Here is a 26,257-nt window from a genome sequence, read left to right as displayed (position 1 = left end):
ATGCTCATCCTCCATCGTCATGACCGCGCTGAACACGCTCGCCATCGCCAATTACCGCTCGCTGCGCGAGCTGATCGTGCCGCTCGCGGCGCTCAACGTCGTCACGGGGCCGAACGGCAGCGGCAAGTCGAGCGTGTACCGCGCACTGCGGCTGCTCGCCGACACCGCGCAGGGGCGCGTGATCCCGTCGCTCGCCCGCGAAGGCGGGTTGCCGTCGACGCTGTGGGCCGGCCCCGAGCGCTTTTCGAGGGCGATGCTGGACGGCGATGCACCGGTCACCGGCACGGTGCGCAAGGGGCCGGTGAGCCTGAAGCTCGGCTTCGCCTGCGACGATTTCGGTTATGCGATCGATCTCGGCATGCCGATCCCGAGCCGCTCGCAGTTCTCGCTCGACCCGGTGGTGAAGCGCGAGTGCATCTGGGGCGGCGCGATGTTGCGCCCGTCGACGCTGCTGGTCGACCGGCAGGGCGCGCAGATCCGCGCGCGCACCGCATCGGGCGACTGGCAGACGATTCCGCAGCCGGTGGCCAGCTTCGACAGCATGATGACCGAGTTCGCCGATCCGACCGGCGCCCCCGAAATGATCGCGGTGCGCGAACGGATCCGCTCGTGGCGCTTCTACGACCATTTCCGGACCGACGCGCAGGCGCCGGCGCGGCAGTCGCACATCGGCACCCACACGCCGGTGCTCGCGGACGACGGTGCCGACCTGGCCGCCGCGCTGCAGACGATCCGCGAGATCGGCGACGGCGCGGCGCTCGATGCGGCGCTCGACGACGCGTTTCCCGGCGCGTCGGTCGAGATCGACAATCCGGGCGGCCGTGGCCGCTTCGACGTGCTGATGCGCCAGCCGGGGCTGCTGCGGCCGCTTGCGGCGGCCGAGCTGTCGGACGGCACGCTGCGCTACCTGCTGCTCGCGGCCGCGCTGCTGACCCCGCGGCCGCCGGCGCTGATGGTGCTGAACGAACCGGAGACGAGCCTGCACCCCGATCTGCTGCCGGCGCTCGGCCGCCTGATCGCGCAGGCGGCGCAGCGTTCGCAGGTGCTCGTCGTGTCGCACGCGGCACGGCTCATCGCGACGCTCGAGCGCGAGGCCGGCTGTGAATCGCTGGTGCTCGACAAGCAGCTCGGCGCGACCGGGCTCGTCGATGCCGACACGCGCGACCTGCCGGCATGGAAGTGGCCGTCGCGCTGACGGGCCGCGATCATCGCGTCGGGGGCCGGATTGGCCCGGCAGGCAGGAATGTATCCTGCCTGTAACAACACCCATAAAATGCAAGACGGGGCGGCCCCGGGCAGCGGGATCGCGAATAATAATGAGATATCCGGCTGGCGCCGTGCCGGCCGGTGCCGTATGGGGGCGAGCGGGGCGCGCAAGCGCACACGTCCGCCGGCCGTGCCGCAACGGACAGGACACAGGAGACGTGGACCATGAGAATTGCCCAGATCGCGCCGCTGACCGAATCGGTGCCGCCGAAGCTGTACGGCGGCACGGAGCGCGTCGTGTCCTACATCACCGAGGCGCTCGTCGAGCTCGGCCATGATGTGACGCTGTTCGCCAGTGGCGATTCGACGACGCGGGCGAAGCTCGAGGCGGTCTGGCCGCGCGCGCTGCGGCTCGATTCGTCGATCCGCGACCGGGTCGCGCCGCACATGCTGCTGATGGAGACGGTCGCGCGCCGAGCGAAGGATTTCGACGTGCTCCATTTCCACATGGACTACTACTCGTTCTCGGTGTTCAACCGGCAGGAAACGCCCTATGTGACGACGCTGCACGGCCGGCTCGACTTGCCCGAGCAGCAGCCGGTGTTCGACACGTTCAACACGGCGCCGGTGATCTCGATCTCGAATTCGCAGCGCCAGCCGTTGCCGCAGGCGAAATGGCTGACGACGGTCTACCACGGGCTGCCCGATACGCTGTACATGCCGCAGCCCGTCGAGCCGCGCTATCTGGCGTTCCTCGGCCGCATCTCGCCGGAGAAGCGCGTCGACACGGCGATCCGCATCGCCCGCCAGTGCGGGCTGCCGATCAAGATCGCCGCGAAGATCGACGCGGCCGACCAGGAATACTTCGAGCGCGAGATCAAGCCGCTCTTCGCGTTGCCGCACGTCGAATTCATCGGCGAGATCGCCGATCACCAGAAGGCCGAATTCCTGTCGGGCGCGCATGCGCTGCTGTTTCCGATCGACTGGCCGGAGCCGTTCGGCCTGGTGATGATCGAGGCGATGTCGTGCGGCACGCCGGTGATCGCGTTCAATCGCGGCGCGGTGCCCGAAGTGCTGGACGAGGGCGTGTCGGGTTTCATCGTCGAGGACGAAATCAGCGCGGTGGCCGCCGTGAACCGGCTGCACCTGCTGCCGCGTGCGCGCGTGCGGCAGCGCTTCGAGGAACGCTTCACGTCGCGCCGCATGGCGCAGCAGTATGTCGACGTCTACCAGTCGGTGATCCGTGCGCAGAAGCGCTCGCGCTTCAAGGTGATCGACTCGACGACCTGACGCGACGCGCACGACGCGCGCGGATGAAAAAAACGGCGATGCCCGCAAGGACATCGCCGTTTGTACATGGCCCACGCGCGGTGCGCACGGGCGGTGCGCGAGCGTCAGATCTTCAGCTTCGTGACCTTCGTGCCGTTGATCGACACGTCGCCCATCAGGCCCGCGTTCGTCAGCACGACGACCTGGACCGGCGCGGTGGCCGTGTTGGAATCGACCGCGCCGTTCGCGCCCATCTTCACGAGCGCGACCGACGCGCCGGCGCCGGCTGCCCAGCCGTCCGAGCCGCGGAATTCGTCGAGCGCTTCCTGCGTCATGAACAGGAACACGATCGCCTTCGACTGCGCACCGGCCTGCAGGCCGACCGACAGCGACGACGTGTTGTAGTAGCCGACCGTGCTGCCGCCGACGCGCAGTGCGCCGTTGCCGGACTGGCCGCCGACGATGAAGCCGGCCTGGATGACGTCCGGGAAGACGAGCACGCCGCGCGACTTCGCGACGAGCTCACGCGAGCCCTTGACCGTGGAGTACATGCGCGACAGCGTGGCGTCGACGCTCGAGTCGATTGCCTGGCGCTTCGACGCGTTCGTTGCGGCGTTGTCCGGCTTGTCCGGGGTGGTGGTGCAACCGGTGAGCGCGAGGCTACCGACGATGAGCGCAGCGGCGGCTTTGAGCACAAGATTCCGTTTTTGCATCGTTCTTCTCCATCGGATGATGTTCGGAGTGAGTCTCGCTCAGGGAGCGGATCACGTCGGCAGTTATATCACAGCGGATTACAGCCTCTTTTCGTTGCGGCGTGAAAAAGCGTCAAATCGGCTGGGGGTGTCGCGGCGCGCCAACGGACGAACCCGCACCCGCGCGCCGACGTCGGGTCGGCATGCGGGAAATACGGTGGTCGATCGGACGGCGGCGCCTGCCGCGCGCATCAGTGCGTGACGGGCGGAACAGGCGGCTTGATCGGGGGGCGGCGCAGCACGCGGCGGATCAGCGCGATCACGACGCCGCAGGCGAACAGGAACGCGGCCGGCACGACCCAGTAGCCGACGAACGCGTGCCACAGGTAGCCGGCGAGCGTGCTGCGTCGCACCACGTATTCGTCGCGGGCCGCCTGCTGGCGCGGCGCATTGGCGGCGAGCACGTCGGCCGGGCAGCCGGCCGCGCGCGCCTCGTCAGGATCCCCGTGGCACTTCGCGGCGGCGCCGGCGGCCTGCTGCGCATCGGTGAGCTGCCAGGTGGTCAGCGCGAGTTGCAGGTCCGCTTTGTTGTACGCCATTTCCTCGCGGATCTCGCGCACGGCGACGATCGCGACGGGCACGGCCCAGAATACGATCACGATCAGCCAGCGGCGGAACCAGCGGTGTTGTCTCCATGCCATCCATGCCTCCGTTTGACGCGCGTGCGCGTCCGTCTCGAGGGCGGCCCGATGGCGCTTCTTGTACTTGGATGGGCCGCGTTGCAGCCATCATAGAAGAAAACGCGGCGAATTGCCGCACCATGTGGCGGCGCCGGTCCGGCAGGCCGGAAAAGCGGGGCGGGAGGCGTTGCAACAGCGCGGCAGCGGCGCGGGAGCGGGGCGCGTCGATGCGCGTGCAACGAAAACAAAAATGCCGCGCCCGCCGAAGCGGTGCGCGGCATTCGATACGGGAGCGCCGGAACTCAGGCGGCCGGCTGGCTGCTCAGGCAGCTCTTCATGAACGCCTTGCGGTCGTCGCCTTTCTTGCCGGTGGCCTGCGTGTTGCACGCCTTCATCTTTTCCTGCTGCGACATGGCCTTCGCGGGCTTCGCCGACAGGCAGTCCTTCATGAACGCCTTGCGTTCGTCGCCCGTCTTGCCGGCTGCCTGGGTGTTACAGGCCTTCATCTTGTCCTGCTGGCTGTTCGCCGCGAACGCGGGGGAAGCCAGCATGCCGCCGAGAAGCACTGCGGCTACGAGCGATTGGATTTTCATTTCGACACTCCCATGGGGTGAATTGCGTGTTATCGCCGCCGTCACGAAGCACCGTGCAATGAGGATAGGGTCGCATCGCACAGCGCGCTCCGATTATGGCAAATCAATGTGAAAACACCAAAACGGCACTTTCTATAACGTTGCGGACACCGTGGCCGTTGACGGCACGTGTTGCCGGACGATCGGGACAAACCATGATGCGCGGCGGCCGGCCTCGGTCGCCGCGCCGGATCCCGGCCGCAAGCCTTTACAATCGCGGCCATGAATACTCCGAATTCCGCATCCCCTTCGTCCGCGGCGGCCCTGCCGCGCATCGCCGTGCTCGCCACCGGCGGCACGATCGCCGGCGCCGCGCCCGACGCGGCCAGCACGGCCGGCTACCAGGCCGGTGCGCTCGGCGTCAATTTCCTGGTCGACGCGGTGCCGGCGCTCGCGTCCGTCGCGCGCATCGACGCCGAGCAGATCGCCAGCATCGACAGCAAGGATCTCGCGCTGCCGCTGTGGAATACGCTCGCCGCGCGGATCGACGCGCTGGTGGCCGATCCGGCGGTCGACGGCATCGTGATCACCCACGGCACCGACACGCTCGAGGAAACCGCGTATGCGCTGCATCTGGTCGTCAACGGCGACAAGCCGGTCGTGCTGACGGCCGCGATGCGGCCGGCGACCGCGCTGTCGTCCGACGGCCCGCTGAACCTGCTGAACGCGGTGACGGTGGCCGCGCATCCGTCCGCGCGCGGGCAGGGCGTGCTGGTCGCATTCAACAACCGGATCCACGGTGCGCGCGACGTCGTGAAGACGAGTACCTATGCGGTCGATGCATTCCAGTCGCCGGAGCTCGGCGCGCTCGGCTGGGTGCAGGACGGCCGGGTCGAATTCGCCCGCCGCGTCACGCGTTCGCGCGACACGCAACTGGCGATCGCCGCCGCGTGGCCGCCCGTCGAAGTCGTTGCGAGCTACGCGGGCGTGACGCGCACGGCCGTCGATGCGCTCGTCGCGGCCGGCGTGCGCGGTCTCGTCGTCGCGGGCACGGGCAACGGCTCGATCCATGCGACGCTGCAGGCGGCGCTGGCCGATGCGGTGAACGCAGGCGTCGTGGTGGTTCGCGCGTCGCGCGTCGGATCGGGGCATGTGATGCGCAACGGCGCCGCGAGCGACGATGCGCTCGGCTTCGTGAGCGCAGGGTCGCTGAACCCGTTCAAGGCGCGCGTGCTGCTGATGCTCGCGCTCGCGAACGGCATTCACGGCCGCGACGCGCTGCAGCGCGTGTTCGATACGCTGTGACCGGCTGACCGATACGCGCTGCGCGGGCCGCGCGCGTCACCATGAAAAAAGGCAGGCCATCGGCCTGCCTTTTCAGCGTCCGTCAGTCCGGCAACGATGCTCAGGATTGCGGCGGAATCACGAGCTTCTGGCCCGGGTAGATCCGGTCCGGGCTCGACAGCATCGGCTTGTTCGCCTCGAAGATCACCGGGTACTTGTTCGCGTCGCCGTAGACTTCCTTGGCGATCGCCGACAGCGTGTCGCCCGGCTTCACGTCGTGGTACTGCACTTCCGGATCGTCCGGCTGCAGATCGTCGTCGTTGACACCCGCGACGCCTTGCACGTTGCCGGCCGCGACCTTGACCTTGGCCTTGGTGTCGAGGTCGGCGACGCTGCCCGACAGCGTCACGGTGCGCGATGCGCCGTCGAACGCAACGGTCAGGTTCGACGTATCGAGACCTTGCGTGTTGATGTAGTTCTTGATGGCATCGGCCGCGGTCTGGTTTGCGGCATTCGGATCTTCCGCGGCTTGCGCATCGGCATGACCCAGCAGTTTTTCGCCCGCCTCTTTGATAAACGAAAGAAGACCCATCGTTGCACTCCTTAGGTGGTTGAAAAGAAAACGCGCCGTGAAGTGGCGAAAAAAACACCGCGCTGGGCGCGGTCACCGGAGGTGAACGCTAGCGCGGCGGTTTTCTCGAAAGGCGTGGCGAAAGTGTAGGCGTTCATGACGACGATTGCATGAAAAATCGCACGCTTGAACGTAAAGAAATGTAATACGCGAAATCCGACAGGCGGACACCCGACGACGACGTCTGACCGACCAAGGCTTCCCCGGCGTCGCCGGGTGCCGCTGCGGACCCCACCACGCCGCTCTCAGCCCAGAGCGGCGTTTTTCGCCCCGTCCCGCATGCCGTCGGCAGTGCAGGGCGGGGCGCCCCACCGTGATGCGCGAGCGTGTCACGCACCGATGCGACCGGCCGTGCCGGTCACGTGTGTCTGTCGCGCGTCTCCGCCATCGCAGCGGAAACGCGCATCGTTGCAGCCGTGTTACGCGGCCGGCGTCTGGCCGATCTCGAAGTTCGACATGATCTCGAGCGCGCGCACGAGTGCCGAGTGATCCCAGGCCTTGCCGCCGTGCGACGCACACACGCTGAACAGCTGCTGCGCGCTGGCCGTGTGCGGCAGCGCGAGGCCGAGCTTGCGTGCGCCGTCGAGCGCGAGGTTCAGGTCCTTCTGGTGCAGCTCGATACGGAAGCCCGGATCGAACGTGCGCTTCGTCATCCGCGCGCCGTGCACTTCGAGGATGCGCGAGGCGGCGAAGCCTCCCATCAGCGCCTGGCGCACACGCTCCGGATCGGCGCCCGAGCGTGCGGCGAACAGCAGCGCTTCGCCGACGGCTTCGATGTTCAGCGCGACGATGATCTGGTTCGCGACCTTGCAGGTCTGGCCCGCGCCGTTGTCGCCGACGAGCGTGATGTTCTTGCCCATCTTCTCGAACAGCGGCCTGGCGCGCTCGAACGCTGCCTCCGGGCCGCCGACCATGATCGTCAGCGTCGCTTCGCGTGCGCCCACTTCGCCGCCGGACACCGGCGCGTCGAGGTAGTCGCAGCCGAGTGCGTTGATCTGCTTCGCGAATGCCTGCGTGTCGAGCGGCGAGATCGAGCTCATGTCGATCACGAGCTTGCCGGCCGTCAGGCCCTTCGCGACGCCGTCGTCGGCGAACAGCACGTTACGCACGTCCGGCGTGTCCGGCACCATCGAGATGATGATGTCCGCGTTCCGTGCGACTTCGGTCGAGTTCGCGACGACCTTCGCGCTCGTGCGCAGGTCGTCCGGGATCGGGAACGCGCCGTTCACGACGAGCTGGTGGTCGCCCTTGAGCAGGTTGCGCGCCATGTGCGCGCCCATGATGCCGAGGCCGATGAAACCGATGGTTGCCATGTGAATGTCTCCTATAGGGCTGAAAACGGAAAGGGCGGATCTCAGGCGGCGCGACGCGCCGAGCCCGGTGCGCAGCCGGCGACGCTTTGCAGCCAGCCGAGGCCTTCCGTCGTGGTGGTGCGGGGCTTGTACTCGCAGCCGACGTAGCCGGCATAGCCGAGCCGGTCGAGCAGCGCGAACAGGAACGCGTAGTTGATCTCGCCCGTGCCCGGCTCGTTGCGGCCCGGGTTGTCCGCGAGCTGGACGTGGCCGATCGATGCGAGGTTGCGTTCGATCGTCGCGGCCAGTTCGCCTTCCATGCGCTGCATGTGATAGATGTCGTACTGCAGGAACAGGTTGTCCGAGCCGACCGCGCGGATCACGTCGAGCCCTTCCGACGAGCGGTTCAGCGCGAAGCCCGGGATGTCGAAGCTGTTGCACGGCTCGACGAGCAGGCGGATGCCTTCGCGCTTCAACGCATCGGCGGCAAAGCGCAGGTTGTCGACGATCGTGACGAACGTCTTGTCGCGCGCCGTGCTGGCCGACGGGATGCCGACGAGGCAGTTCAGTTGCGGCACCTTCAGCGCCTTCGCGTACTCGATCGCACGGCCGACCCCTTCCTGGAACTCGCCGACGCGATCGGGCAGGCACGCGATGCCGCGCTCGCCCTGGTCCCAGTTGCCTGCGGGCAGGTTGTGCAGCACGAGGCGCAGGCGGTGCGTCTCGAGCCGCTCGGCGAGCTCTTCTTTCGCGTACGGATACGGGAACAGGAACTCGACGGCGTCGAAGCCCGCGTCGGCGGCCGCCTTGAAGCGGTCGAGGAACGGCACTTCGTTGAACAGCATGGTCAGGTTTGCAGCAAACTTCGGCATGAGCTAAGCCTCTTCGGTCGGTCAGTCAAAAATGTCGTGCGGTTCAGTCGAGCATCGAGATCGCGGTCGGTGCGTGCTCGGCCTTTTCGGCGAGATCCTCGAATTCGTTGATCGCGTCGATTTCGGTGCCCATCGAGATGTTCGTCACGCGCTCGAGGATCACTTCCACGACCACCGGCACGCTGAACTCTTCCGCGAGCGTTTGCGCCTGGCGCAGCGCCGGCTCGATCTCTTCCGGCTTGAACACGCGCAGCGCCTTGCAGCCGAGGCCTTCCGCGACGGCCACGTGGTCGACGCCATAGCCGTTCAGTTCCGGTGCGTTCACGTTGTCGAACGCGAGCTGCACGCAGTAGTCCATGTCGAACGCACGCTGGGCCTGGCGGATCAGCCCGAGGTACGAGTTGTTCACGACGACGTGCACGTACGGCAGCTTGAATTGCGCGCCGGCTGCCAGTTCCTCGATCATGAACTGGAAGTCGTAGTCGCCGGACAGCGCGACGATCGGGCGGCTCGGGTCCGCTGCACGCACGCCGAGCGCGGCGGGAATCGTCCAGCCGAGCGGGCCGGCCTGGCCGCAGTTGATCCAGTTGCGCGCCTTGAACACGTGCAGGAACTGCGCGGCGGCGATCTGCGACAGGCCGATCGTGCTGACGTAGCACGTATCGCGGCCGAACACCTTGTTCATCTCTTCGTACACGCGCTGCGGCTTGACCGGCACGTTGTCGAAGTGCGTCTTGCGCTGCAGCGTGCGCTTGCGCGCCTGGCATTCCGAGACCCATGCGCTGCGGTTCTTCAGCTTGCCGGCGGCCTTCCATTCCCGTGCAACGGCGACGAACAGTTCCAGCGCGGCCTTCGCGTCCGACACGATGCCGAGATCCGGGCCGAACACGCGGCCGATCTGCGTCGGCTCGATGTCGACGTGCACGAACTTGCGGCCCTTCGTATAGACCTCGACGCTGCCCGTGTGGCGGTTCGCCCAGCGGTTGCCGATGCCGAGCACGAAGTCGGACGCGAGCATCGTGGCGTTGCCGTAGCGGTGCGACGTCTGCAGGCCGACCATGCCGGCCATCAGCGGGTGGTCGTCCGGAATCGCGCCCCACGACATCAGCGTCGGGATCACCGGCACGCCGATCGTTTCGGCGAACTGGACGAGCAGGTCTTCCGCCGCTGCGTTGAGCACGCCGCCGCCCGACACGATCAGCGGCTTGTCCGCGTCGTTGAGCATCGCGAGCGCCTTCTCGATCTGCGCGCGGGTGGCCGCGGGCTTGTAGACCGGCAGCGGTTCATACGTGTCGATGTCGAATTCGATTTCGGCGAGCTGCACGTCGATCGGCAGGTCGACCAGCACCGGGCCCGGACGGCCCGAGCGCATCAGGTGGAATGCCTGCTGGAACACGCGCGGCACGAGCGCCGGCTCGCGCACGGTGACGGCCCACTTCGTGACGGGCTTCGCGATCGATTCGATGTCGACGGCCTGGAAGTCTTCCTTGTACAGGCGGGCACGCGGTGCCTGGCCCGTGATCGCGAGGATCGGAATCGAGTCGGCCGATGCCGAGTAGAGGCCCGTGATCATGTCGGTGCCGGCGGGGCCCGACGTGCCGATGCACACGCCGATGTTGCCCGGGGCCGCACGCGTGAAGCCTTCGGCCATGTGCGACGCGCCTTCGACGTGGCGTGCCAGCACGTGGCTGATGCCACCCGACTTGCGCATGGCCGAGTAGAACGGATTGATCGCCGCGCCCGGCACGCCGAACGCGGTCTGGATGCCTTCCTTCTCGAGTACGAGCACAGCTGCGTCGACGGCTCTCATCTTGGCCATGAATGTCTCCTTGAATGGGGTGGATCTTGCAAATGGGTCTGTTGGGGACACTTTAGGGATGCAGGAAAGGTTTGATAAGATCAGCCGAAGTCGCTTTTTTCGAAACTAAAAGTATGGAATGACGGCCGGGCGGGGCTTTCCGCCGGGCCGGAACAGAGACGGAGACGGGAGATGGATCGCTTCAAGCAGATCGAGACGTTCGTGCGGGTGGCCGATGCCGGCAGCCTCGCGGCGGCGGCGCTCGAGGAGGGCGTGTCGCCGGTGGTGCTCGGGCGGCGCATCGACGCGCTCGAAAAGCGTCTCGGCGTGAAGCTGATGTACCGCTCGACGCGGCGCCTGGTGGTCAGCGAGGAGGGCGCCGCCTTCCTCGAGCGCTGCCGCGGCCTCCTGTCCGAATGGGACCAGGCCGAGAACGAGCTGGCCGCCGGGCGGCGCGCGGTCAGCGGGCACCTGATCGTGTCCGCGCCGGCCGCATTCGGGCGCAAGCACGTCGCGCCGCACGCCCCCGGCTTTCTGGCCGACAAGCCCGAGATGCAGCTGTCGTTCAACCTGACCGACCGCGTCGTCGATCTCGTGCGCGAAGGCTACGACCTGTCGATCCGGATCGGCGGGGCCGTCGATCCGAACTTCGTCGCGGTGAAGCTCGCATCGAACCGGCGTGTCGTGTGCGGCACGCCCGAGTATTTCCGCCAGCACGGCCGGCCGAAGTCGCTCGACGACCTGCTCAAGCACAACTGCCTGGCGTTCAACCTGCAGGGCGGGCAGAACCGCGGCTGGTATTTCCAGCGCCACGGCAAGATCGCGACGATGCGCGTGACGGGTAATCTCGACTGCAACGACGGCGAACTGCTGCACCGCTGGGTGGCTGAAGGTCTCGGGCTCGGCTGGCGCTCGACGTGGGAAATCGCCGCCCAGCTCGAGACGGGCGAGCTTGAAACCGTGCTCGACGAATATGCGTTGCCCGACTACGACATCCTCGCGGTCTACCCGCAGCAGCGCTACGTGCCGGCGCGCGTGCGCTACTTCATCGACTACCTGCGCGCCGCTTACGCGAGCCCGGGCTACTGGAGCACCACGCCATGACCGGCGCGGACGGCCCGGCCACGGGGCCGTCCGGCGATTTTTTACGCTTCGGGCGCGCGGCGCGGGAATAAACTCGACGCAACGACGGTAAGGTCATCGAGCGTGCACGTTGCCGGTCTGTCCGGGCGCCGTGCTCGGAACGGGCGCGGCTTGGGCCGCCGGGACCAGGGAGGCCATGTGGGGCAAGCCGGACAGGCGGTCGAAGACCGGTCGGCGGACGACGCGGTTGCGCGCGGCGAGCGGTTTCGCGCGCTCGTGCTGCCGCATCTCGACGCCGCGTACAACCTCGCGCGCTGGCTGAGCGGCAACGCCGGCGACGCGGACGACGTCGTCCAGGACGCGTGCATGCGCGCACTGCGCTTCGTCGATTCGTGTCGCGGCGACAACGCCCGGCCGTGGCTGCTGACGATCGTGCGCCACACCTGGTACACGGAATGGCGGCGCCGCACGCATGCGCATGAGGTTGCGCTGCCCGACACGCTCGACGACACCGACGTGCCCGACGACTGGCAACCGGCGACCGACGATCCGCTCGCGCACCTGTTGCGGGGCGAGAACGTGCGGCTCGTGAACGAAGCGCTCGCGAAGCTGCCGCCCGAATACCGCGAGGTGCTCGTGCTGCGCGAGATGGAGGACCTGAGCTACCGCGAGATTGCGGCGATCGCGGACGTGCCGGTCGGCACGGTGATGTCGCGGCTCGCACGGGGCCGGCGCAAGCTCGCCGCGCTGCTGGGCGGCCCGCCGGCATCGGCGGCCGAAGGCAGGCCGGGCCGTACGCCGGCTGGCGGAACCGCATCGGAGGCTATCGATGGACTGTAACGAAGCGCGAGCGTTGCTGGACGCGGACGTCGACCGCGAGCTGTCGGCGCCCGATGCGTTGCGGGTCCAGCAGCATGTCGAAGGGTGCGAAGCGTGCCGCCGTGAACGCGCGCGGATCGTCACGCTGGTGCAGGCCGTGCGCCAGGCCGACTATCACCGTGCGCCGGATGCGTTGCGGGCCGGCATTCTCGCGAGCCTGCCGGCAGCGGCCGATGCGCCCGGGCGCGAGCAGGCGCGGGCGGAGCCGCGGCCCGAACCGCGGTCAAGGCCGCAGCCGCGTCCGCGTGGCCGCCGCTGGTTTTCGTGGCTGACGGCTCAAGGCGGGGCGGCACGCCCGGCGTCGGCCGGCATGGGGCCGCGCGTTGCCGCGCTGCCCGGCCTCGGCTGGGGTGTCGCGCTGCTGGTGGCGCTTGCCGCGGCGGGCGGGATGGCGTTGTCCGCCCGCCACGCCGACACCGACCGCACGGTCGACGAACTCGTGTCGAGCCACGTGCGGGCCGACCTGTCGGCGCGCGACATCGACGTGATCTCGACCGACCGGCACACGGTCAAGCCGTGGTTCAACGGCCGGATCGACTATGCGCCGCCGGTCGAGGATCTCGCGGCGGCAGGTTTCGCGCTGGTCGGCGGCCGGCTCGACTACGTCGGGCGGCGCCGCGTCGCGGTGCTCGTCTACCGTTACCGGCAGCACGTGATCGACGTCTACGTGCGGCCGGCCGGGGAAGGGCCGGGGGCGTCGTACACGACCGTGTCGCAAGGCTACGCGCTCGACCGCTGGGAGGCGGCCGGAATGACCTGGTGGGCCGTGACCGACGCCGAACCGTCGGCGCTCGCGGCGTTCAGGACCGCGCTCGATGCGCGACTCGGCGTCACGCGCACCGAGTGACGGCACCGCGGCGGGCTGCGGCCCGCCGCGCGCTTCTGTTCCGACCCTGATCGGGAAATGCGCCCAAGAGCAGCCGGCCTGCCCGGGCTCGCCCCTTCAAGTCTTTGAAAACATGGCCGAATCCGCGTGCGAATCGTCGATTGGTCTTGCATGCGCCCCGTATCCGGGTTAGAATCTTCGGCTTCTCACTTGCCACACCGGTTCAGACGCCCGGGTGGCTTTAATCCACAAGGAGTGTGTAATGCGTCATTACGAAATCGTATTCATCGTGCACCCCGATCAGAGCGAGCAAGTGCCCGCGATGATCGAGCGTTACAAGACCACGATCACGTCGCACGGCGGTCAGATCCACCGTGTCGAGGACTGGGGCCGTCGCCAACTGGCCTACATGATCGAGAAACTCGCGAAGGCTCACTACGTCTGCATGAACATCGAGTGCGACCAGACGACGCTCGACGAACTCGAACACGCGTTCAAGTTCAACGACGCCGTGCTGCGTCACCTCATCGTCAAGATGAAGAAGGCCGAAACCGGCCCGTCGCCGATGATGAAGGAAGTTCAGCGCGAAGAAGCCAAGAAGGCGGCTGCAGCTCAGCCGACCGAAGCGCAGGCTTAAGTTCGTCATTCATTAAGCCATCAAGGAGCGCGTCACTCACGTGAACAGGTTGCAATTGAAGGCAAGCGTCGTCGAACGCGCGCCGGTGCGATATACGCCGGCAGGTGTTCCGATCGCAAGCGCCACATTGCATCACCGCACGGAAGTCGTCGAAGCAGGCATTCCCCGTCAGGTCGAAATGACGATCGAGGCGGTGGCGGCCGGTGAGGCGAGCGGCAGGCTGGAGAGTCGTGAAATGGGCGTCGAAACGCTGTTCACGGGCTTCCTGGCAAAGAAAAGCCGCAACGCGAGAACCTTGGTGTTTCACATCACAGCATTGCAGGACATTGGAAAGGACTGAAATCATGCCCCGCCCGACTGGTAAGAAATTCGACAAGCGTCGTCAGCAACAAAACCCGCTCTTCAAGCGCAAGAAGTTCTGCCGTTTCACGGCTGCAGGCGTCGAGAAGATCGACTACAAGGACACGGAAACGCTGAAGGACTTCATCGGCGAAAACGGCAAGATCACGCCGGCTCGTCTGACGGGTACGAAGGCGCACTATCAGCGTCAGCTGGATACGGCCATCAAGCGTGCGCGTTTCCTCGCGCTGCTGCCGTACACCGATCAGCACAAGGCGTAATCAGGCGACGCAATAAGGAGAATTCGAATGCAAATCATTCTGTTGGAAAAAGTCGCCAATCTGGGTAACCTCGGCGACATCGTCAAGGTCAAGGACGGTTACGCTCGCAACTTCCTGATCCCGAACCGCAAGGCTCGCCGTGCAACGAAGGAAGCGATCGCCGAATTCGAAGTTCGCCGCGCTGAACTCGAAAAGATCGCCGCTGAAAAGCTGGCAGCATCGCAGGCAGTCGGCGAGAAGCTGAACGGCCAGTCGTTCGAAATCACGCAGAAGTCGGGCGTTGACGGCCGTCTGTTCGGCTCGGTCACGAACGGCGACGTCGCGGAACTGCTGAAGAAGGCAGGTTTCGAAGTCGAGAAGCTGCAAGTTCGCATGCCGGAAGGCCCGCTGAAGATGATCGGCGAGCACAACGTCCAGGTCGCGCTGCATACGGACGTCGTCGTCGACGTCACGATCAACGTGATCGGCGACCACGCGTAAGCGTACGCAAGCTTGCCGGGCGGCTTCCGCCGTCCGGACAAGGGCAGGCGCCCGGGCAACCGGGGCCTGCCTTTTTTATTGCCGCATCGCCGGGGCTCTCTCTGGCGTCGTCGTAGGTTATTCGCGATAATCCCAACCCATGAACGCGCCGCAAGATCCTCAAATTGAATCGCTGAAAGTCCCGCCGCACTCGGTCGAAGCCGAACAATCCGTGCTCGGCGGCCTGTTGCTCGACAACGCGGCCTGGGACCGGATTGCCGACTTCCTGTCGCAGGGCGATTTCTACCGCTACGACCACCGGATCATCTACGAGCACATCGGCCGCCTGATCGCGTCGACGCGCCCGGCCGACGTCGTGACCGTGTACGAAGCGCTGACCACGTCCGGCAAGGCCGACGACGTCGGCGGGCTTGCCTACCTGAACGCGCTCGCACAGAACACGCCGAGCGCGGCGAACATCCGCCGCTATGCGGAAATCGTGCGCGACCGCGCGGTGCTGCGCCGGCTCGTGTCGGTCGCCGACGAAATCTCGGCCGATGCGTTCAACCCGCAGGGCAAGGAAGTCCGCCAACTGCTCGACGAGGCCGAGTCGAAGGTGTTCTCGATCGCCGAAGAGGGCGCGCGCGGCAACCAGGGCTTCCTCGAGATCGGCCCGCTGCTCACGCAGGTCGTCGAGCGCATCGATACGCTGTACCACACGGCGAACCCGAGCGACGTCACGGGCACGCCGACGGGCTTCGTCGACCTCGACCGGATGACGTCCGGGATGCACGGCGGCGAGTTGATCATCGTGGCGGGGCGCCCGTCGATGGGTAAGACCGCATTCTCGATGAACATCGGCGAATACGTCGCGGTCGAGTACGGGCTGCCGGTCGCGGTGTTCTCGATGGAAATGCCGGGCACCCAGCTCGTGATGCGGATGCTCGGCTCGATCGGCCGGCTCGACCAGCACCGGATGCGGACGGGCCGCCTGACGGACGAGGATTGGCCGAAGCTGACGCACGCGGTGCAGAAGATGAGCGAGGCGCAACTCTTCATCGACGAAACGGGCGGCCTGAACCCGATGGAATTGCGCTCGCGCGCCCGGCGTCTGGCGCGGCAATGCGGCAAGCTCGGCCTGATCATCGTCGACTACCTGCAGCTGATGTCGGGTTCGTCGCAGGGCGAGAACCGCGCGACCGAAATCTCGGAAATCTCGCGATCGCTGAAGAGCCTCGCGAAGGAACTCGACGTGCCGGTGATCGCGCTGTCGCAGCTGAACCGCGGCCTCGAGCAGCGTCCGAACAAGCGTCCGGTGATGTCGGATTTGCGCGAATCCGGCGCAATCGAACAGGACGCGGACGTGATCCTGTTCATCTACCGTGACGAAGTCTACAACCCGGACAGCCCCGACAAGGGCACGGCCGAAATCATCATCGGCAAGCAGCGTAACGGTCCGATCGGCCCCGTTCGGCTCACGTTCCTGGGGCAATACACGAAGTTCGACAACTTTGCAGGGGCGCAGACGTTCTACGGCGAGTAACGCCGGTTTGTAAAGCCCTAAATCGCCAAACGTTGTATCCAATCCCGGCGCGCGCATGTGCGCGCGTCGCGGCGCGACCGAAAACGGTACAATGTCGCCCGTTTTCGTGACAGTAGTTTGACAATCTCTCAGGAATCCCATGTTCGGTCGATTCATGCCCACCGAGGGCAAGTTCTTTGAACTCTTCAACGCGCACGCGAAGCACATCGTTTCCGGTGGCCGCGAGCTCGAACTGCTGATCGACAATCTCGCCGACGCCGAGATTCACAAGCAAAACGTGCAAACCGCCGAGAAGGCCGCCGACAAGCTCACGCACGAGGCGATCGATCTGCTGCACAAGACTTTCATCACGCCGCTCGATCGCGACGAGATCCACAAGCTGATCACGACGATGGACGACATCCTCGACCTGATGGAAGACGTCGCGACCGCCGTGTCGCTGTACGACGTCCGTTCCGTCACGTCCGAAGCGAGCCAGCTCGCGCACATCGTCACGCAGTCGGCCCAGCACGTGCAGCAGGCGGTCGGGTTGCTGTCCGACATGAAGCAGTCGGCGCAGATCCTCAAGCAGTGCGAGGAGATCGACCGCTGGGAGTCGGAGGCCGATCGCGTGCTGCGCGCGGCCATGTCGAAGCTGTTCCGCGAGGAAGACGACGTGAAGACGCTCATCAAGCTGAAGGCGATCTACGAGCTGCTCGAAGAGATCACCGACAAGTGCGAGGACGTCGCGAACATCATCGAAGGCATCGTGCTGGAAAACGCCTGAGCGGACCACGATGCATTCGATACAACTCGCCCTATGGATGGTCGCGGCGCTCGTGCTCGTCGCGCTCGTATTCGACTTCATGAACGGCTTTCACGACGCGGCGAACTCGATCGCCACCGTCGTGTCGACCGGGGTGCTGAAGCCCCAGCAGGCCGTCGTGTTCGCGGCCGCGTTCAACGTGATCGCGTACTTCATCTTCCACCTGAAAGTCGCGCAGACCGTCGGTAAAGGCACGATCGACCCCGAGATCGTCGACCACTACGTCATATTCGGCGCGCTGGTCGGTGCGATCGGCTGGAACGTGATCACGTGGTACTACGGGATTCCGTCGAGCTCGTCGCACGCGCTGATCGGTGGCCTCGTCGGCGCGGCGCTCGCGAAGTCGGGCTGGAGCTCGCTGAACATCGACGGGCTGCTGAAGACCATCGCGTTCATCTTCATCTCGCCGCTGCTCGGCTTCATCCTCGGCTCGCTGTTCATGCTCGGCGTGTCGTGGCTGTATTTCCGCACCGCGCCCAGCAAGGTGGACCGGCGCTTCCGCCGGCTGCAGCTGCTGTCGGCCGGGCTGTACAGCCTCGGCCACGGCGGCAACGACGCGCAGAAGACGATCGGTATCATCTGGATGCTGCTGATCGCGTCGGGCTATGCGTCGGCGACCGCCGATGCGCCGCCGGCGTGGGTAATCGGCGCGTGCTACCTGTCGATGGGCCTCGGCACGCTGTTCGGCGGCTGGCGCATCGTGCGCACGATGGGCCAGAAGATCACGAAGCTCAAGCCGGTCGGTGGCTTCTGTGCGGAAACCGGTGGCGCGATGACGCTGTTCCTCGCGTCCTTCCTCGGCATTCCGGTGTCGACCACGCACACGATCACCGGCGCGATCGTCGGTGTCGGCGCGACGCAGAAGCTGTCGGCGGTGCGCTGGGGGGTGGCCGGCAACATCGTGTGGGCCTGGGTGCTGACGCTGCCCGCGGCTGCGCTGTTCGCAGCCGGCGGATGGTGGCTCGGTCACCAGATCTTCTGATCGCCGACGTAGCCGGATCGACATCCGATGCGCCGCAAGCCGAAAGGCTGCGGCGCATTTTCTTTTGGAGCGGGGGAGTTTGCGACGGAACGGGAGGGCGGCGGCAGATACCGCCAACGTTATTGACTGTCGATGTCGAGGTTCGGGCAACCGGTCAGTAGCTTCCGTTCGCAAACCGCGCGATCGGATCGTCTGCCGTACTGGTGCGCGGGCTGACGGGAGCGGATTGCGTCGATGCGCGCAATACCTGCACAGGTGCGGGCTCGAGACTGCGCGGAGACGCCGGCGCGGCGGCAGGCGGCGGTTCGGCATCGAACGCGGCGGCCTGGGCGGCCGTGAGCGCCGTCGTCGGAATCTGCGTGCCGGACTCGACCGGGGCGGCAGGCGCTGCATTGGCCGTCATCGCGGTCATGCCGTCATTCACTGACGTTGCCTGTTGCTGCGCGGCCTGCATACGCGGTGGCGGCGGTTCGTACGGATCGGCGGCCGGGGCCGCGGGTGCGGCTGCGGCGGTCGTCACGGCCGGCGCGGCAGCGATGACCGGCGCGGGCGCAGGCGCCTGCGCCGGTCTCGCTTGCGACGAGGCATAGGCAGGCGGCCGCGGCGCAGCGGCAGTCACGACCACCGGGGCCGGTGCGCTGCGCGGCTCGTCGCGCTTCGCCTCGTAGGTCGGCGCATCGAACGGCGTTGGCGCCCCGCGCGGCGGCGCGACACGGCGAATGCCGTCGAAACGCTTGGCCCAGTACGGGTTCGTCAGGTAGTCGAGTCGCACGGTGCCGCCCGTCGACGGTGCGTTGACGAAGCGCAGCTTGCCGACGTAGATGCCGACGTGCGAATGCGGCCGTCCGGTCGTATTGAAGAAGATCAGGTCGCCCGGCGCGATCTGGTCGGGGTCGATCGATACGCCGCGGCTGCTCATGTCGGCGGTCGTGCGCGGCAGGTTCACGTCGGCCGCGCGGCCGATCACGTAGCGCACGAGCCCGCTGCAGTCGAAGCCGCTCGTCGGCGTGTTGCCGCCCCAGCGATACGGGACGCCGACGAGGCTCATCGCCTGGATCGAGATTTCTTCCTGGCCGACGCTGTGATCGACGAATTTCGGGAAATTGGCGGGGGCGGGGAACGCGCGCGGCGTCGTGATCCTCATGCCCGAATCGGAGCGTGATGCCGACTGCGGCGGCACGCTGGAGCAGGCCGCAAGCAGGGAAACGACGGCGACGGGGACCCAAATTCGAAGCATGGCGAGGCGGGCGAGCGCGGCGCGCTCGCGAATCGTATGACAACAGACAGACCCGATGGTAGACGCTCCGGCGGGGCTTAAGCAACCATTCCTGAGAATTTACTTGAAGTTTCGCGCGTAAACCGGGTTGTTGCGTGACGATGCGTTACTTGCGTTTTCGACCCCAAATAAAAACGGCGCTCCGTTTCCGGAGCGCCGCGAGGCGTCGACAGCCGGCCGATCGGCCGGCTGGCCGCGTTACAGGATGTCCGACGCGTAGTCGGCGAGCCGCGAGCGTTCGCCGCGCGCGAGCGTCACGTGCCCGCTGTGGCCCCAGCCCTTGAAGCGGTCGACGACGTACGTGAGGCCCGAGCTGCCTTCGGTCAGGTAAGGCGTGTCGATCTGCGCGATGTTGCCGAGGCACACGATCTTCGTGCCCGGGCCCGCGCGCGTGACGAGCGTCTTCATCTGCTTCGGCGTCAGGTTCTGCGCCTCGTCGATGATCAGGTACTTGTCGACGAACGTACGGCCGCGCATGAAGTTCATGCTCTTCACCTTCAGGCGCGAACGGATCAGTTCCTGCGTCGCGGCACGGCCCCATTCGCCGGCAGCGTCGTCGGTCTTCTGCAGCACTTCGAGGTTGTCGTCGAATGCACCCATCCACGGCTGCATCTTCTCTTCCTCGGTGCCCGGCAGGAAACCGATGTCCTCGCCGACGGGCACGGTCGCGCGCGTCACGATGATCTCGTTGTAGCGCTTGTCGTCGAGCACCTGCGCAAGGCCGGCCGCGAGCGCGACGAGCGTCTTGCCGGTGCCGGCCTGGCCGAGCAGCGTGACGAAGTCGATCTCGGGGTTCATCAGCAGGTTCAGCGCGAAGTTCTGCTCGCGGTTGCGCGCGGTGATGCCCCACACGTTGTTCTTGTGGTGGCTGTAGTCGCGCAGCGTCTGCAGCAGCGCCGTCTTGCCGTTCAGTTCGCGGACGATCGCGTGGAACGTCGGCTCGCCGTTCTGCGGCTCGAGATAGACGAACTCGTTGACGAGCATCGACGCGACGAGCGGGCCGGTCACGCGGTAGTACGTGGTACCCGTCTTCGTGTCCTGCCAGCTCTCCATGCCCTTCGCATGCTTGGTCCAGAAGTCCTGCGGCAGTTCGCGCACGCCGTTGTACAGGAGGTCTTTATCCTCGAGCACCTGGTCGTTGAAGTAGTCTTCCGCGGGCAGGCTGAGCGCGTGCGCCTTGATCCGCATGTTGATGTCTTTCGACACCAGCACGACCTGGCGATCGGGCCGGTCGCGCTGCAGCGCGCGCACGACGCCGAGGATCTGGTTGTCGGCCTTGCCTTCGGGCAAGCCTTCGACGGGCGCGATGTCCGCAAGCTTCGTCTGGAAGTACAGGCGGCCGAGCGCCTCGCGGCTGCCGAGGCGCGACAGCGGGATGCCGGCCGTGATCGGGCCGGCATCGGCGACGAGCGCGTCAAGCGTGCGGCTGACCTGGCGTGCGTTGCGCGCGACTTCGGACATCCCCTTCTTGTGGTTGTCGAGTTCCTCGAGCGTCATCATCGGCAGATAGACGTCGTGTTCCTCGAAGCGGAAGAGGCTGCTCGGGTCGTGCATCAGCACGTTGGTGTCGAGCACGAACAGTTTCTGCAGTTCGGCTTCGGCGGGCTTGCGGCTGCGCGACTTCGTCGCGGCGCCGGTATCGCGTGCGGGCGCGGCGGCCGGTTTGTCGGCGGCCGGTTTGTCGTTGCGTGCAACGACGGGTGCCGCGGGTTCGGCGGGCGCCGGCATCGGCTGCAGCAGGGCAGCTGTCTGTCTGGTCTTGCGGCCGCGTGCGGGTGCGCTCGCGGCATCTTGCACCGAAGACGCGACGGCGCGCAAAGGCGCGGCCGTGTTCGCGGCTTCGGTCATCGGTTGGGCCACGCTCGCCGGACCAAAGTCACCGGCTGTGGATGCGTCCCCTTCGGCGGATTTCTTCGCGGCTTTCGCGGGCCGCGCTTTCGCCTTGTATTCGTCGGGCGGCAGCAGGCTGCCGAGCTTGCTGGGGGGAGTAGGCAAAGGCATGGTGTCCCTCGGGAGGAATCGTGTCGCATGGGGTGCGCCGCTGATCGCATCCTGCGTGACGTAGACGCATGCAGTTTGCGCGCGGTGGCGCACAGGAAGTTCGTCTAGCCGGTTCGCCTAAGTGTCGATCAGCTCCTTGACGGGGTGAGGGCCGGACCGAGGGCCGGCGCGCAATCCATAAAAAAAGCCGCTGCCCCGTCGACAGGAGCATGCGGCTTGGCTGATACCGTCGTAATGCGCGTCAGGTGCCGGCAAGCATCGCAACGAGCACCGGCGCAGCTACGAGAAATATGGGGCGAACTGGCATTCATTGCGGCCCAATATAACGCGCCTCAAAGCGCTTGTACAGCACTTAGCACGTCGTCCACATGACCCGGTACCTTGATGCCGCGCCATGCCTGGCGAAGCACGCCGTCGGCGTCGATCAGGAACGTGGAGCGCTCGATTCCGCGCACTTCCTTGCCATACATTTTCTTCATCTTGATGACATCGAACAGCGCGCACAGCGCTTCGTCGGCATCGGAAATCAGCGGGAACGGCAGTTCGAGCTTTGCCTTGAAATTGTCATGCGAGCGCAGGCTGTCGCGCGACACGCCGATGACTTCCGCACCGGCTTTCTTGAACTTCGGATAGAGATCGCGGAACTGCAGCCCTTCGGTCGTGCAGCCCGGCGTGTTGTCCTTCGGATAGAAGTACAGCACGAGTTTCTTGCCCTTCAGGTCGGACAGCGAAATGTCGCCGCCCGTGGCCGGTGCGGTGAAATCGGGAACTTGACGGTCAACTTCGACGGACACGTGTTTCTCCTGTTGTTATGGAAAGGCGCCGCTGCGGCGGCGCGGTACGGCGGGGCGTCGCGGCAACGCGCCGCAAGGGCGGAGCGGCGACGCCGGCTCGTGCGAACTCAGTCGGGCTGGACGATCAGTTCGCCGGAGCGGCCGGGGATTTCGCCCCACGTGACAGGGTACGATGGCAGCGAGTCGCGGTCCAGCGTCGCGTGGTAGTCGCCCATCGTCGCGAACGTGTGGCCTTGCGTGCGCCAGCCGGCGAGCAGTTGCTCGAACACGGGCGCAAGCTTCTGGCCTTCCAGTTCCGCATGCAGCGTGAACACCTGGTCGTGCGGATTGGTTTCGGTGAACTTGAGGATGTGCGCGGCGACGTTGTGCGTGTCGATGCCGTCGATGCCGAGCACTTCGTCGAGCGTCGGCAACGTGGTGGGCATCTGCACGTGCGACAGCGTGCGGCCGTTGACGACGGGCAGGTACGGCGAATGGCCGCGGCCGTCGGATGCATAGCGCATCCCCCATGCGTCGATCTGCTCGAACGCGGAATCGTTCATCTGCCAGCCGGCCGCGCCGTGCGTGACGGGCGGCGCGCCGAAGACCTCGATGAAGCGCGCGTGACTCTTCTGCATTTCACGCGCGGTCCATTCATGATCGCGCACGCGGACGTTGTCCTGCCAGTACACGTGATCCCACGTGTGGATCCCGCATTCGAAGCCGGCCTCGTGGATCGCGCGCATGTCGGCGATCGCGCGGCGGCCGATGTCGGGACCCGGCAGCAGCACGCCGTACATCAGCTGCTTCACGCCGTAGTGTTCGACCACCGACGTGCGCGACACCTTCTTCAGGAAGCCGGGGCGGAACACGCGCCGCAGCGCCCAGCCCGTGTGATCGGGCCCGAGGCTGAAGAGGAAGGTCGCGCGCGCACTGAAGCGGTCGAAGATGCGCGCGAGGTTCGGCACGCCTTCGCGCGTGCCGCGCAGCGTGTCGACGTCGATCTTGAGGACGATGCGAGCCAAGCGAACGTCCCGGTCAGCCTTGCTGTTCGACGAGCGCGCGCGCGTCGGCGACGTGGCCGCGATACGCTTCGAAGATGTTGCGCAGCGCGTCGTCGAACGTCGCCTGCGGCGCCCAGCCGAGTTCCTGCATCGTGTTGTCGATCTTCGGCACGCGGTTCTGCACGTCCTGGTAGCCGTTGCCGTAGTAGGCGCCGGACGTCGTTTCGACGAGCTTCACCTGCTTGGCCGAATCGGCGTACTCGGGGAATTCCGCCGCCAGTTCGAGCATCTTGTGCGCGAGTTCGCGAACCGAGAAGTTGTTCTTCGGATTCCCGATGTTGTAGATCTTGCCCGACGCGACGCCGTCCTTGTTCTCGATGATCTTCATCAGCGCGCTGATGCCGTCGCCGATGTCGGTGAACGCGCGCTTCTGCGAGCCGCCGTCGACGAGGCTGATGTTCTCGCCGCGCACGATGTGGCCGAGGAACTGCGTGACCACGCGCGAGCTGCCTTCCTTCGGCGTGTAGATCGAGTCGAGGCCCGGGCCGATCCAGTTGAACGGACGGAACAGCGTGAAGTTCAGGCCTTCCATCCCGTAGCCCCAGATCACGCGGTCCATCAGCTGCTTCGAGCACGCGTAGATCCAGCGCGGCTTGTTGATCGGGCCGTAGGTGAGGGCCGATGCATCCGGGTCGAACTGCTCGTCCGAGCACATGCCGTAGACCTCGGAGGTCGACGGGAACACGAGGTGCTTGCCGTACTTGACGGCCGAACGCACGATCGGCAGGTTCGCCTCGAAGTCGAGTTCGAACACGCGCAGCGGTTGCTGGACGTAGGTGGCGGGCGTCGCGATCGCGACGAGCGGCAGGATCACGTCGCACTTCTTCACGTGATACTCGACCCACTCCTTGTTGATCGTGATGTCGCCTTCGAAGAAATGCATCCGCTCGTGGTTGACGAGGTCGCCCAGCCGATCGGTCTGCATGTCCATGCCGAACACTTCCCAATCGGTGGTTTCAAGAATGCGCTTCGACAGGTGATGGCCGATGAAGCCGTTCACACCCAGGATCAGGACTTTTTTTGCTTTCATGAATGACGGGAAGAATGAATGAACTGCGCGAATTCCGCGGGCGTCACGACGGTTTCGCTGCCGTCGCGCTGCTGCCACAGCTCGAGAATGGATAGGGCGCGGCTGTCGCCGCAGACGCCGAATAGCGCATTATCGCTTACGTGCAGGCCGGGCGGCAAATCTGCCGCGGCGGCCGCCGCCGCGCTGCCGGGTGCCGCAAGGCGCGCGCGCGCGATTACGAAACGCGAGCCGTCGACGTCCGTGAACGCGCCCGGATACGGGGGCGCGACCGCGCGCACCAGGTTGTAGACCTGCGCGGCCGGCTTCGACCAGTCGACGCGGCCGTCCTCGGGCTTGCGCCCGCCGTAGTAGCTGCCGGTCGAGAGATCGTTCGGCAGGTGCGGCGCCTCGCCCGCGAGCAGCGCGGGCAGCACGCGCCAGAGCGTCTGCTCGGCCGCTACCGTGACCTTGTCGAACACCTGCGTGGCCGTGTCGTCCGGCAGGATCGGCACCGCGGTCTGGCCGATGATCGCGCCGGCGTCGGGTTTCGCCGCCATCTCGTGCAGCGTCGCGCCGGTTTCGGTTTCGCCGTTCAGCACCGCCCAGTTGGTCGGTACCCGACCCCGGTATTTCGGCAGCAGCGACCCGTGCATGTTGTACGCGCCCTTCGGCGCGATCGCGAGCAGGTCCACCGGCAGCATGTGGCGGTAGTAGAACGAGAAGATGAAGTCCGGCTGCGCGTCGGATACCGCGCGGCGCAGCGCCGGATCGGCGGGATCGGCCGGCGTGACGACCGGAATGCCGTGCTCGGCCGCGACGGATGCGACGCTGCCGAACCAGATGTTCTCGTTCGGGTTGTCCTCGTGCGTGACGACGAGCGCGACGTCGACGCCGCGCGCGAGCAGCACCTGCAGGCAGCGCACGCCGACGTTGTGATACGCGAAGACGACTGCGCGCGGCTTCATTGCGCGGTCCCCGTGCGGTTTGCGTCGGCCGGCACTGGCGGCACGCCGTCGTGCTGCTCGAGCACGGCCTGGATCAGGTAGCGCGGCCGTGCACGCACCTGCTGGTAGATGCGGCCGACGTATTCGCCGAGCAGGCCGAGCGCGAAGATGATCACGCCGAGCAGGAAGAACGTGATGGCAAACAGCGTGAACACGCCTTGCACTTCCGCGCCGACGATGAAGCGTCGCACGAGCAGCAGCACGAACAGCGCGGCGGAGCCGAGCGACAGGATCACGCCGATGAACGACAGCCACTGCAGCGGCACGACCGAGAAGCCCGTCACGAGGTCGAAGTTCAGCCGGATCAGGCTGTACAGCGAGTACTTCGACTCGCCGGCGAAGCGCTCCTCGTGCGCAACCTCGATTTCGGTCGGTTTCTGCGCGAACGTGTACGCGAGGGCGGGGATGAACGTGTTGACTTCGCCGCACACGTTGATCGTGTCGATGATGCGGCGGCTGTACGCGCGCAGCATGCAGCCCTGGTCGGTCATCTTGATGCGCGTGATGCGCTCGCGCAGGCGGTTCATCATCTGCGACGCCTTGCGCCGCCACAGGCTGTCCTGGCGCTGCTTGCGGATCGAGCCGACGTAGTCGTAGCCCTCGCGCATCTTCGCGATCAGCTTGCCGATTTCCTCGGGCGGGTTCTGCAGGTCGGCGTCGAGCGTGATGACGATCTCGCCGCGCGATTGCGCGAAGCCGGCGAGGATCGCCATGTGCTGGCCGTAGTTGCCGTTGAGCAGCACGATGCGCGTCGTGTCCGGACGTACGTGGAACTGATCGGCGAGCATCGCGGCCGAGCGGTCGCGGCTGCCGTCGTTGATCAGGATCACTTCGTATGACGTGTCGAGTGCGTCGAGCGCCGGATACAGCCGCGCGAACAGCGCAGCGAGGCCGTCTTCCTCGTTGTACACGGGGATGATGACCGATACTTCGGGCCGGCCGGCGTCCAGGTGCCCGGCGGCCGGGTGCCCGGCGCGTGCTTCAAGGTGACTCATGTACG

Annotated in this window: 28 protein-coding genes and 1 pseudogene; 14 read left to right on the top strand and 15 right to left on the bottom strand. The window is 66.3% G+C overall.

Going from position 1 to position 26,257, the window contains the following annotated elements; genetic code table 11:
* The first annotated feature begins 19 nt into the window (after positions 1-19).
* Both CFB82_RS10610 and CFB82_RS10605 read left to right on the top strand, forming a co-directional pair.
* Entirely contained in the window at positions 20-1,195 is a 1,176-nt protein-coding gene (locus CFB82_RS10610) for an AAA family ATPase (RefSeq protein ID WP_089445798.1), read from the top strand.
* Positions 1,196-1,431: 236 nt separating this feature from the next.
* On the top strand, positions 1,432-2,496 hold the full coding sequence (locus tag CFB82_RS10605; protein WP_069248151.1) for a glycosyltransferase family 4 protein: 1,065 nt from the start codon (positions 1,432-1,434) through the stop codon (positions 2,494-2,496).
* A 104-nt stretch (positions 2,497-2,600) separates the two neighbouring features.
* Here CFB82_RS10605 and CFB82_RS10600 read toward each other — a convergent pair whose 3' ends face one another.
* From CFB82_RS10600 to CFB82_RS10590, 3 genes are all read right to left on the bottom strand, one after another.
* Positions 2,601-3,188: a BPSL1445 family SYLF domain-containing lipoprotein gene (locus tag CFB82_RS10600; RefSeq protein WP_069248150.1), complete on the bottom strand. Its 588-nt coding sequence runs from the start codon at positions 3,186-3,188 to the stop codon at positions 2,601-2,603.
* 230 nt (positions 3,189-3,418) lie between these two features.
* Positions 3,419-3,868, bottom strand: a complete 450-nt coding sequence (locus tag CFB82_RS10595) for a hypothetical protein (protein WP_179255392.1) — start codon at positions 3,866-3,868, stop codon at positions 3,419-3,421.
* A gap of 281 nt (positions 3,869-4,149) precedes the next feature.
* A complete protein-coding gene (locus CFB82_RS10590) occupies positions 4,150-4,440 on the bottom strand; it encodes a PsiF family protein (protein ID WP_043188161.1) in 291 nt (96 codons plus the stop codon).
* A gap of 261 nt (positions 4,441-4,701) precedes the next feature.
* Here CFB82_RS10590 and CFB82_RS10585 point away from each other — a divergent pair, with 261 nt between their 5' ends.
* Positions 4,702-5,724, top strand: coding sequence for an asparaginase (locus CFB82_RS10585; RefSeq protein ID WP_089484099.1), 1,023 nt, complete (start codon positions 4,702-4,704; stop codon positions 5,722-5,724).
* A gap of 100 nt (positions 5,725-5,824) precedes the next feature.
* On the opposite strand, the gene lysM is transcribed toward CFB82_RS10585, so the two are convergent.
* The 5 genes from lysM to gcl all read right to left on the bottom strand — a co-directional run bounded on the left by lysM (position 5,825) and on the right by gcl (position 10,317).
* A complete protein-coding gene (lysM, locus tag CFB82_RS10580; protein ID WP_039367010.1) occupies positions 5,825-6,295 on the bottom strand; it encodes a peptidoglycan-binding protein LysM in 471 nt (156 codons plus the stop codon).
* A gap of 11 nt (positions 6,296-6,306) precedes the next feature.
* Positions 6,307-6,432: a hypothetical protein gene (locus tag CFB82_RS43950; RefSeq protein WP_256093589.1), complete on the bottom strand. Its 126-nt coding sequence runs from the start codon at positions 6,430-6,432 to the stop codon at positions 6,307-6,309.
* Between the two features lie 321 nt (positions 6,433-6,753).
* Positions 6,754-7,653, bottom strand: a complete 900-nt coding sequence (locus CFB82_RS10570; protein ID WP_256990339.1) for a 2-hydroxy-3-oxopropionate reductase — start codon at positions 7,651-7,653, stop codon at positions 6,754-6,756.
* 35 nt (positions 7,654-7,688) lie between these two features.
* Entirely contained in the window at positions 7,689-8,498 is an 810-nt protein-coding gene (gene hyi, locus CFB82_RS10565; protein ID WP_011657073.1) for a hydroxypyruvate isomerase, read from the bottom strand.
* A gap of 43 nt (positions 8,499-8,541) precedes the next feature.
* Positions 8,542-10,317: a glyoxylate carboligase gene (gene gcl, locus CFB82_RS10560; protein WP_089484098.1), complete on the bottom strand. Its 1,776-nt coding sequence runs from the start codon at positions 10,315-10,317 to the stop codon at positions 8,542-8,544.
* Positions 10,318-10,488: 171 nt separating this feature from the next.
* Here gcl and CFB82_RS10555 point away from each other — a divergent pair, with 171 nt between their 5' ends.
* The 10 genes from CFB82_RS10555 to CFB82_RS10510 all read left to right on the top strand — a co-directional run bounded on the left by CFB82_RS10555 (position 10,489) and on the right by CFB82_RS10510 (position 18,130).
* The gene (locus CFB82_RS10555) at positions 10,489-11,400 is read left to right on the top strand and encodes a LysR family transcriptional regulator (RefSeq protein WP_069248145.1); all 912 of its coding nucleotides are present in this window, start codon (positions 10,489-10,491) and stop codon (positions 11,398-11,400) included.
* A 177-nt stretch (positions 11,401-11,577) separates the two neighbouring features.
* Positions 11,578-12,219 carry an RNA polymerase sigma factor gene (locus CFB82_RS10550; protein WP_069248144.1) on the top strand — a complete coding sequence of 214 codons (642 nt, stop codon included), beginning with the start codon at positions 11,578-11,580 and terminating at the stop codon, positions 12,217-12,219.
* Positions 12,209-13,105, top strand: a complete 897-nt coding sequence (locus tag CFB82_RS10545; RefSeq protein WP_089484097.1) for an anti-sigma factor family protein — start codon at positions 12,209-12,211, stop codon at positions 13,103-13,105. Before CFB82_RS10550 ends, CFB82_RS10545 begins: the two co-directional genes overlap by 11 nt.
* A 241-nt stretch (positions 13,106-13,346) precedes the next feature.
* Entirely contained in the window at positions 13,347-13,721 is a 375-nt protein-coding gene (gene rpsF / locus CFB82_RS10540) for a 30S ribosomal protein S6 (protein ID WP_006402295.1), read from the top strand.
* Between the two features lie 40 nt (positions 13,722-13,761).
* Positions 13,762-14,061 (top strand): primosomal replication protein N, encoded by a 300-nt coding sequence (priB, locus tag CFB82_RS10535; protein ID WP_014896852.1) that lies wholly within the window; start codon positions 13,762-13,764, stop codon positions 14,059-14,061.
* A gap of 4 nt (positions 14,062-14,065) precedes the next feature.
* Positions 14,066-14,341, top strand: a complete 276-nt coding sequence (gene rpsR, locus CFB82_RS10530) for a 30S ribosomal protein S18 (RefSeq protein ID WP_089484096.1) — start codon at positions 14,066-14,068, stop codon at positions 14,339-14,341.
* 27 nt (positions 14,342-14,368) lie between these two features.
* On the top strand, positions 14,369-14,821 hold the full coding sequence (gene rplI, locus CFB82_RS10525) for a 50S ribosomal protein L9 (protein WP_021156519.1): 453 nt from the start codon (positions 14,369-14,371) through the stop codon (positions 14,819-14,821).
* Positions 14,822-14,960: 139 nt separating this feature from the next.
* Positions 14,961-16,343 (top strand): replicative DNA helicase, encoded by a 1,383-nt coding sequence (locus CFB82_RS10520; protein ID WP_006486249.1) that lies wholly within the window; start codon positions 14,961-14,963, stop codon positions 16,341-16,343.
* Positions 16,344-16,482: 139 nt separating this feature from the next.
* A complete protein-coding gene (locus tag CFB82_RS10515; protein ID WP_034188683.1) occupies positions 16,483-17,109 on the top strand; it encodes a DUF47 domain-containing protein in 627 nt (208 codons plus the stop codon).
* A gap of 10 nt (positions 17,110-17,119) precedes the next feature.
* Entirely contained in the window at positions 17,120-18,130 is a 1,011-nt protein-coding gene (locus tag CFB82_RS10510) for an inorganic phosphate transporter (RefSeq protein WP_046543500.1), read from the top strand.
* A gap of 154 nt (positions 18,131-18,284) precedes the next feature.
* On the opposite strand, the gene CFB82_RS10505 is transcribed toward CFB82_RS10510, so the two are convergent.
* A complete protein-coding gene (locus tag CFB82_RS10505; RefSeq protein ID WP_089484095.1) occupies positions 18,285-19,367 on the bottom strand; it encodes a C40 family peptidase in 1,083 nt (360 codons plus the stop codon).
* Positions 19,368-19,604: 237 nt separating this feature from the next.
* Positions 19,605-21,407 carry a PhoH family protein gene (locus CFB82_RS10500; RefSeq protein ID WP_089484094.1) on the bottom strand — a complete coding sequence of 601 codons (1,803 nt, stop codon included), beginning with the start codon at positions 21,405-21,407 and terminating at the stop codon, positions 19,605-19,607.
* Between CFB82_RS10500 and CFB82_RS44435 the strand changes: the two are divergent.
* Positions 21,303-21,547, top strand: a pseudogene (locus tag CFB82_RS44435) (hypothetical protein); the annotation flags it as partial. The gene CFB82_RS10500 and the pseudogene CFB82_RS44435 sit on opposite strands and share 105 nt — an antisense overlap.
* A gap of 192 nt (positions 21,548-21,739) precedes the next feature.
* On the opposite strand, the gene CFB82_RS10490 reads toward CFB82_RS44435, so the two are convergent.
* The 5 genes from CFB82_RS10490 to CFB82_RS10470 form a co-directional block, all read right to left on the bottom strand.
* Positions 21,740-22,201 (bottom strand): peroxiredoxin, encoded by a 462-nt coding sequence (locus tag CFB82_RS10490; protein ID WP_006756046.1) that lies wholly within the window; start codon positions 22,199-22,201, stop codon positions 21,740-21,742.
* Between the two features lie 107 nt (positions 22,202-22,308).
* Positions 22,309-23,205, bottom strand: coding sequence for a polysaccharide deacetylase family protein (locus CFB82_RS10485; RefSeq protein ID WP_089484093.1), 897 nt, complete (start codon positions 23,203-23,205; stop codon positions 22,309-22,311).
* Positions 23,206-23,218: 13 nt separating this feature from the next.
* Positions 23,219-24,274: a bifunctional UDP-4-keto-pentose/UDP-xylose synthase gene (locus CFB82_RS10480; RefSeq protein ID WP_006482864.1), complete on the bottom strand. Its 1,056-nt coding sequence runs from the start codon at positions 24,272-24,274 to the stop codon at positions 23,219-23,221.
* Positions 24,271-25,218 carry a formyltransferase gene (locus CFB82_RS10475; RefSeq protein WP_069248139.1) on the bottom strand — a complete coding sequence of 316 codons (948 nt, stop codon included), beginning with the start codon at positions 25,216-25,218 and terminating at the stop codon, positions 24,271-24,273. The genes CFB82_RS10480 and CFB82_RS10475 overlap by 4 nt, the downstream gene beginning before the upstream one ends.
* Positions 25,215-26,252 carry a glycosyltransferase gene (locus tag CFB82_RS10470; protein WP_069248138.1) on the bottom strand — a complete coding sequence of 346 codons (1,038 nt, stop codon included), beginning with the start codon at positions 26,250-26,252 and terminating at the stop codon, positions 25,215-25,217. Before CFB82_RS10470 ends, CFB82_RS10475 begins: the two co-directional genes overlap by 4 nt.
* Positions 26,253-26,257: the final 5 nt, after the last annotated feature.

Source organism: Burkholderia sp. HI2714 (assembly GCF_002223085.1).
Classification (GTDB): domain Bacteria; phylum Pseudomonadota; class Gammaproteobacteria; order Burkholderiales; family Burkholderiaceae; genus Burkholderia; species Burkholderia lata_D.
Note: the sequence above shows the minus strand (reverse complement) of the source record. Positions and strands in the feature narration are given on the sequence as shown.

Excerpts from the sequence above, each read along its gene's own strand:
- CFB82_RS10555 (WP_069248145.1), top strand. The coding sequence starts at position 10,489 with ATGGATCGCTTCAAGCAGATCGAGACGTTCGTGCGGGTGGCCGATGCC.
- rpsF (WP_006402295.1), top strand. The coding sequence starts at position 13,347 with ATGCGTCATTACGAAATCGTATTCATCGTGCACCCCGATCAGAGCGAG.
- CFB82_RS10610 (WP_089445798.1), top strand. The coding sequence starts at position 20 with ATGACCGCGCTGAACACGCTCGCCATCGCCAATTACCGCTCGCTGCGC.
- gcl (WP_089484098.1), bottom strand. The coding sequence starts at position 10,317 with ATGGCCAAGATGAGAGCCGTCGACGCAGCTGTGCTCGTACTCGAGAAG.
- CFB82_RS10585 (WP_089484099.1), top strand. The coding sequence starts at position 4,702 with ATGAATACTCCGAATTCCGCATCCCCTTCGTCCGCGGCGGCCCTGCCG.
- lysM (WP_039367010.1), bottom strand. The coding sequence starts at position 6,295 with ATGGGTCTTCTTTCGTTTATCAAAGAGGCGGGCGAAAAACTGCTGGGT.
- CFB82_RS10595 (WP_179255392.1), bottom strand. The coding sequence starts at position 3,868 with ATGGCATGGAGACAACACCGCTGGTTCCGCCGCTGGCTGATCGTGATC.
- hyi (WP_011657073.1), bottom strand. The coding sequence starts at position 8,498 with ATGCCGAAGTTTGCTGCAAACCTGACCATGCTGTTCAACGAAGTGCCG.
- CFB82_RS10545 (WP_089484097.1), top strand. The coding sequence starts at position 12,209 with ATGGACTGTAACGAAGCGCGAGCGTTGCTGGACGCGGACGTCGACCGC.
- CFB82_RS10475 (WP_069248139.1), bottom strand. The coding sequence starts at position 25,218 with ATGAAGCCGCGCGCAGTCGTCTTCGCGTATCACAACGTCGGCGTGCGC.
- CFB82_RS10515 (WP_034188683.1), top strand. The coding sequence starts at position 16,483 with ATGTTCGGTCGATTCATGCCCACCGAGGGCAAGTTCTTTGAACTCTTC.
- CFB82_RS10605 (WP_069248151.1), top strand. The coding sequence starts at position 1,432 with ATGAGAATTGCCCAGATCGCGCCGCTGACCGAATCGGTGCCGCCGAAG.
- CFB82_RS10470 (WP_069248138.1), bottom strand. The coding sequence starts at position 26,252 with ATGAGTCACCTTGAAGCACGCGCCGGGCACCCGGCCGCCGGGCACCTG.
- rpsR (WP_089484096.1), top strand. The coding sequence starts at position 14,066 with ATGCCCCGCCCGACTGGTAAGAAATTCGACAAGCGTCGTCAGCAACAA.
- rplI (WP_021156519.1), top strand. The coding sequence starts at position 14,369 with ATGCAAATCATTCTGTTGGAAAAAGTCGCCAATCTGGGTAACCTCGGC.
- CFB82_RS10480 (WP_006482864.1), bottom strand. The coding sequence starts at position 24,274 with ATGAAAGCAAAAAAAGTCCTGATCCTGGGTGTGAACGGCTTCATCGGC.
- CFB82_RS43950 (WP_256093589.1), bottom strand. The coding sequence starts at position 6,432 with ATGAACGCCTACACTTTCGCCACGCCTTTCGAGAAAACCGCCGCGCTA.
- CFB82_RS10510 (WP_046543500.1), top strand. The coding sequence starts at position 17,120 with ATGCATTCGATACAACTCGCCCTATGGATGGTCGCGGCGCTCGTGCTC.
- CFB82_RS10520 (WP_006486249.1), top strand. The coding sequence starts at position 14,961 with ATGAACGCGCCGCAAGATCCTCAAATTGAATCGCTGAAAGTCCCGCCG.
- CFB82_RS10500 (WP_089484094.1), bottom strand. The coding sequence starts at position 21,407 with ATGCCTTTGCCTACTCCCCCCAGCAAGCTCGGCAGCCTGCTGCCGCCC.
- CFB82_RS10600 (WP_069248150.1), bottom strand. The coding sequence starts at position 3,188 with ATGCAAAAACGGAATCTTGTGCTCAAAGCCGCCGCTGCGCTCATCGTC.
- CFB82_RS10505 (WP_089484095.1), bottom strand. The coding sequence starts at position 19,367 with ATGCTTCGAATTTGGGTCCCCGTCGCCGTCGTTTCCCTGCTTGCGGCC.
- CFB82_RS10590 (WP_043188161.1), bottom strand. The coding sequence starts at position 4,440 with ATGAAAATCCAATCGCTCGTAGCCGCAGTGCTTCTCGGCGGCATGCTG.